The sequence below is a fragment of the Kitasatospora sp. NPDC004799 genome, assembly GCF_040609095.1.
Taxonomy (GTDB): domain Bacteria; phylum Actinomycetota; class Actinomycetes; order Streptomycetales; family Streptomycetaceae; genus Kitasatospora.
The window spans coordinates 1-5,189 of sequence record NZ_JBEXJK010000512.1; the positions used below are offsets into that span (position 1 = coordinate 1).

Sequence of the window (5,189 nt, forward strand, 5' to 3'; positions counted from 1 at the left end):
GGTACGTCATCGACGCCCGGGCGCCGAGCCGGGCCGATCGGTGCCGCTGGTGGGCGGCGGCTCGCCGCTACGCGGGGCTCCCGTCCGAAGCGGCGGCGGCGTTGAACTCGGCGAGGGTCTCGCGGGTGAAGCCGAAGAACCAGGTGGCCAGGAAGCCCGCGAGGTAGCCGGTCAGCAGCCCGCCGGCGTAGACGGCGGCGCTCGCGAGGAGCCCGTGCGGGCCGGCCAGCAGCGGGAAGAGGGCCCAGCCGGAGGGGCCGATCGCGGTGGAGCCGACCGCGCTGCCCAGCTGGCCGGCCACTCCGACGAAGGCGCCGCCCGCGGCGCCGCCGACGCAGGCGGTGACGAACGGGCGCCCCAGCGGCAGCGTCACCCCGTAGACCAGCGGCTCGCCGATGCCGAGCAGGCCGGCCGGGAGGGCGGAGCGGATGGTGGCCCGGAGCGAGGCGTTGTGGCGCAGCCTCAGGTAGACGGCCACCGCGCAGCCGACCTGCCCGGCGCCGGCCATGGCGAGGATCGGCAGCAGCACGGTGGAGCCCTGCTGCTGGATCAGGGTGGTGTGGATCGGGATCAGCGCCTGGTGCAGGCCGAGCATGACCAGCGGCAGGAAGAGGCCGCCGAGCACGAGTCCGGCGAGCAGGCCGCCGTGGGCGAGCAGCCAGGTGGCGCCGTGGCCGATGGCGGTGGAGACCTCCCCCGCCACGAACATCAGGCCGAACAGCGCGGCCAGCCCGCCGAGCAGGACGGTGACGGTGGGGGTGACCAGGACGTCCAGGGCGGCGGGCACCAGCCGGCGGGTCCAGCGCTCCAGGTGGACGGCCAGCAGGGCGGCGCCGAGTGCGCCGACCACACCGCCCTGGCCGGGGGTGAGGTGGTGCCCGAAGGCCTCCACCTTGGCGACCCCGGCGTAGACGATCACGCTCGCCACGGCCCCGCCGAGCACCGGGGTGCCGCCGAACTCCTTCGCCGTGTTGTAGCCGACGAAGACGGCGATCAGGGACATGAATCCGGCGGAGACCGGGCCCAGCGCGGTGACCAGGGCCGGTGCCCACCCGAGGTTGGCGAGGGCGCCGGAGAGGCCGGCCACGATCCCGCAGCCGATCAGGGCGGGGATCAGCGGGACGAAGATGTTCGCGATCCGGCGCAGCGCCAGCTTCACCGGGGTCGCGTTGCGGGCCCGGGCCTCGGCCCGGAGGCGCTCGCCGCGCCCGGCGAGGTCCTCGGCGGTGGGGGCGGCGGCCCCCGGACCGGCGGGCCCCTCGGGCCCAACGGGCGCGTCGGGCGCCTCCAGCAGGCCGCGCAGCTGCGCGGTGACCCCGGCGACGGCGGCGGGCCCGAGCACGATCTGGTAGGTGTCGTCCTCGACCGTGCCCAGGACCGCCGGCAGCGCCCGGAGCGCCTCGGTGTCGACCAGGGAGCGGTCCGCCAGGCCCAGCCGCAGCCGGGTCATGCAGTGGGCGACCGAGCGGATGTTGGCGGCGCCACCGACCAGCGGGAGGATCGCCTCGGCCACGGCGCGGTTCTTCTCGTCCGACATGCCGGGGACGTACCCGGGTGCTCCCCCGGCTCAACCGCCGTCGTGCGCCGCGGCGCCGAACCGGGCCGCCTCCGCCGCCACCTCCCGGGCGCCGACGGCGCCGTCCGTCCGGCCCCCGAGGGAGTCGTCGCCGGTCTGCATGGTGCGCACCCGGTGCACGTACCGGTCGATCAGGTGGCGCAGCACGCTGACGGTGGCGGCGACGTCCGGCTCGGGCACGCCGTCCAGTGCGCCGGCGAGCCCGGCGATGTTGGCCTGTTTCAGGCGGTCGAGCAGGTCCCGCCCGTCGGGGGTGATGGCCACCTGGCGGGCCCGGCGGTCCAGCGCGTCCTGGCTGCGTTCCACCAGCTGCTGGCCCTGGAGGCGGTCGATCTGCCGGGTGACGTGGGAGGGCTTGACCATCAGGCGGTCGGCCAGGTCGCTCACCCGGCTGGCACCGGCGCCCTCGGCGAGCGCGCGCAGCAGGTAGACGTCCGAGCGGGCGGCGGTGATGCCGGCCCGGGCGGTGCGTCGCTCGTGCTCCTGGGACCGCGTCAGCAGGTAGGTCAGCGTGGCCAGGACGTCCTCCAGGCCGTCCAGGCTCTCCGGCTGGGGGGTGGTGGTCCGGTCGTCCTCGGCGTCTTCTTGGTCCGACATGGGGGAACTGTAGCGACCGGGCACCGGCGGCGGCCGGGGCGGGGAACCGTGGCCGGATTTCGGACAGATTCGGCCGACACCCGGCACGCCCTTTCGCCACCACGGACCGCGAGTTAGCGTGACGTTCAGTTAGTTGCTTTGGGCACGTAAATACGCCCCCCTCGGCACCCCGTGCCCGGCACCACGCGCACCCGGCACCACGCGCGCCCGGCCCAACTCCCGGAAGGGGATCCCCCGATGGCCACCGCCGAGAAGACCCCACGCTTCACCCACCCCGCCGCCCGCGGCACCTGCCCGTTCGACCCGCCGCCCGCGTACGGGCAGGCCCGGCAGGAGGAGCCGATCAGCCGCGTCTCGCTGTGGGACGGCTCCGCCAGCTGGCTGGTCACCCGTCACGAGGACATCAGGGCCGTCCTCGCCGACGCCCGGTTCAGCTCCGACTCCACCCGGCCCGGCTTCCCGTTCATCAGCGCGGGCGCCCGGCAGCTGAACACCGGTCAGCCCACCTTCATCCGGATGGACGCCCCCGAGCACACCCACTTCCGCCGGATGCTGACCGGCGAGTTCATGATCAAGAAGGTCCAGGCGCTGCGCCCCGAGGTGCAGCGGATCGCCGACGAGCTGCTGGACAAGATGACCGACGGACGCTCCGGCGCCGACCTGGTCCAGGAGTTCGCCCTGCCGCTGCCGTCCCTGGTGATCTGCCTGCTGCTCGGCGTGCCCTACCAGGACCACGACTTCTTCCAGGAGTGCAGCCGCGTCCTGCTGCGCCGCGCCTCCACCCCCGGGGAGGTCACCACCGCCCAGGCCGAGCTGGCCGACTACCTGGTCCGGCTCACCGAGACCAAGCGCACCCGGCCCGACGACGGCATCCTCAGCCGCCTGGTGGAGCGCGGCGAGCTGAGCAGCGCGGAGATCGGCGCGATGGGCCGGCTGCTGCTGATCGCCGGACACGAGACCACCGCGAACATGACCGCGCTCTCCGTGCTCGCCCTGCTGCGCCACCCCGACCAGCTCGACCACCTGCGCGCGCACCCCGAGGCCGTACCCGGTGCGGTCGAGGAACTGCTGCGCTACCTGAGCATCGTCCACTCCGGGGTGACCCGGGTCGCCACCGAGGACGTCGACCTGGGCGGCACCCGGATCGCGGCGGGCGAGGGCGTCATCTGCATGGTCAACACCGCCAACCGGGACGAGCGGGAGTTCCCCGGCGGCGACGAGCTCGACCTGACCCGCGACGCGCGCCGCCACCTGGCCTTCGGCTTCGGCGTCCACCAGTGCCTGGGGCAGCCGCTGGCCCGGCTGGAGCTGCAGATCGCCCTGGCCACCCTCCTGCGGCGGCTGCCCGGGCTGCGCCTGGCCGTCCCCTTCGAGGAGGTCCGCTTCCGCGGCGAGATGCTGATCTACGGCGTCCACGAGCTGCCGGTCTCCTGGTGACCGGCCCTGCCACTACCCCAATCCACCTGCCTCGCGGCGGAGTTCGCGGCCGACGGGGCGACCGTTCCGAAAGGGAGACCATGCTCGTCCGGATCGACCAGGAGAAGTGCTGCGGCGCCGGGCACTGCGTGCTCGCCGCCCCCGACGTCTTCGACCAGCGCGACGAGGACGGCATCGTCGTCCTGCTCGACGCCGAACCGCCCGCCGAGCTGCACCAGGCCGTCCGGGACGCCGCCGCGGTCTGCCCGGCCGCGGCGATCACCCTGGAGCGGGCGTGACGGCACTGCGGGAGGTGGCCGTGGTCGGCGCCGGCGCGGCCGGGCTGCACGCCGCCGAGGCGCTGCGCCGGTCCGGCTACGACGGCCGCCTCACCCTGGTCGGGGCCGAGCCGGAGCCGCCGTACGACCGGCCGCCGCTGTCCAAGCACCTGCTCGGCGGGGAGTGGCAGCCGGACCGGCTGGCCCTGCGCGGCCCCGAGGCGCTGGACGAGCTCCGGCTCGACCTTCGCCTCGGCGTCCGGGCCGAGCGTCTGGACCGCCGGGAACGCACCGTGCGGCTCTCCGACGGCCGGCGGGTGCGCTGCGACGCCGTCGTCGTCGCCACCGGGGTCCGCCCGCGCCGGCTCCCCGGCGCCGACACCCCGCGGCCCGGGGCGCACGTGCTGCGCACCCTCGCCGACGCCCTCGCCCTGCGCGAGGAACTGCGGTCGGGCGTACGGCTGTTGGTGGTCGGCGGCGGGCTGCTCGGGGCCGAGGCGGCGGCCACCGCCGTCGGGCTGGGCGCCGAGGTGACCTGGCTGACCTCCACCGCCACGCCGCTGGCCGCCGTCCTGGGCGCCGAGACGGCCGCGCTGCTGACCGGTCTGCACCGCGAGCACGGGGTGCGGCTGCACCGGGGCGTGGCCACCGCGCTGCTCGAACGACGCGGCCGGGCGGCCGGCGTCCGGCTGGCCGACGGCTCCGAACTGGCCGCCGACGCCGTGCTGATGGCCGTCGGGTCCGAACCCGCCACCGAGTGGCTGGCCGGCAGCGGCGTCCCGCTGGACGACGGCGTGGTCTGCGACGCCTACTGCGCCGCCGGCCCCGGCGTCTGGGCGGCCGGGGACGCCGCCTCCTGGCCCGACCCGCGCACCGGCCGCCACCGGCGGGTCGAACAGCGCACCAACGCCGCCGAGCAGGCGATGCACGCCGCCCGGAACCTGCTGGCCGGCCCGGACGGCGCCCGGCAGGCCTACCAGCCGGTCCCGTACCTGTGGACCGACCAGTACGGCCTGCGGGTCCAGGTGTTCGGCCGGCCCGGCGGCGGCGCGCGGTTCGAGGTGGTCGACGGCAGCCTGGCGGAGCACCGCTTCGCCGCCGTCTGCGTCCGGGACGGCCTGGTCACCGGCGCGGTCGGGATCGCCTCCGCTCGGGCGCTGCGCGGGCTGCGCGCCCGGGTCGCGGCGCACGGTCCGTGGCCGCCCGAGCCCGACTGAGGCCCCGCACCGATCCGCTCCCGCCGGCCCGGCCCGCCGATCGTGTCCGTCTGGCAACGGCGGCGCCTGGGGGAGCACGCGCCGAGCTGGGACCCGGGTGGGGAC

At 76.0% G+C, this 5,189-nt stretch carries 5 protein-coding genes; 3 read left to right on the forward strand and 2 right to left on the reverse strand.

Going from position 1 to position 5,189, the window contains the following annotated elements; translation table 11 throughout:
* Positions 1–67: 67 nt before the first annotated feature.
* Both ABZW03_RS36765 and ABZW03_RS36770 read right to left on the reverse strand, forming a co-directional pair.
* Positions 68–1,537: a PTS transporter subunit EIIC gene (locus tag ABZW03_RS36765; protein ID WP_355268605.1), complete on the reverse strand. Its 1,470-nt coding sequence runs from the start codon at positions 1,535–1,537 to the stop codon at positions 68–70.
* Positions 1,538–1,567: 30 nt separating this feature from the next.
* On the reverse strand, positions 1,568–2,173 hold the full coding sequence (locus tag ABZW03_RS36770) for a MarR family transcriptional regulator (protein WP_355268606.1): 606 nt from the start codon (positions 2,171–2,173) through the stop codon (positions 1,568–1,570).
* Positions 2,174–2,410: 237 nt separating this feature from the next.
* Here ABZW03_RS36770 and ABZW03_RS36775 point away from each other — a divergent pair, with 237 nt between their 5' ends.
* The 3 genes from ABZW03_RS36775 (at position 2,411) to ABZW03_RS36785 (ending at position 5,084) form a co-directional block, all read left to right on the forward strand.
* Entirely contained in the window at positions 2,411–3,610 is a 1,200-nt protein-coding gene (locus tag ABZW03_RS36775) for a cytochrome P450 (protein ID WP_355268608.1), read from the forward strand.
* A gap of 80 nt (positions 3,611–3,690) precedes the next feature.
* Positions 3,691–3,888 carry a ferredoxin gene (locus ABZW03_RS36780; RefSeq protein ID WP_355268610.1) on the forward strand — a complete coding sequence of 66 codons (198 nt, stop codon included), beginning with the start codon at positions 3,691–3,693 and terminating at the stop codon, positions 3,886–3,888.
* Entirely contained in the window at positions 3,885–5,084 is a 1,200-nt protein-coding gene (locus tag ABZW03_RS36785) for an FAD-dependent oxidoreductase (RefSeq protein ID WP_355268611.1), read from the forward strand. Before ABZW03_RS36780 ends, ABZW03_RS36785 begins: the two co-directional genes overlap by 4 nt.
* Positions 5,085–5,189 lie beyond the last annotated feature (105 nt).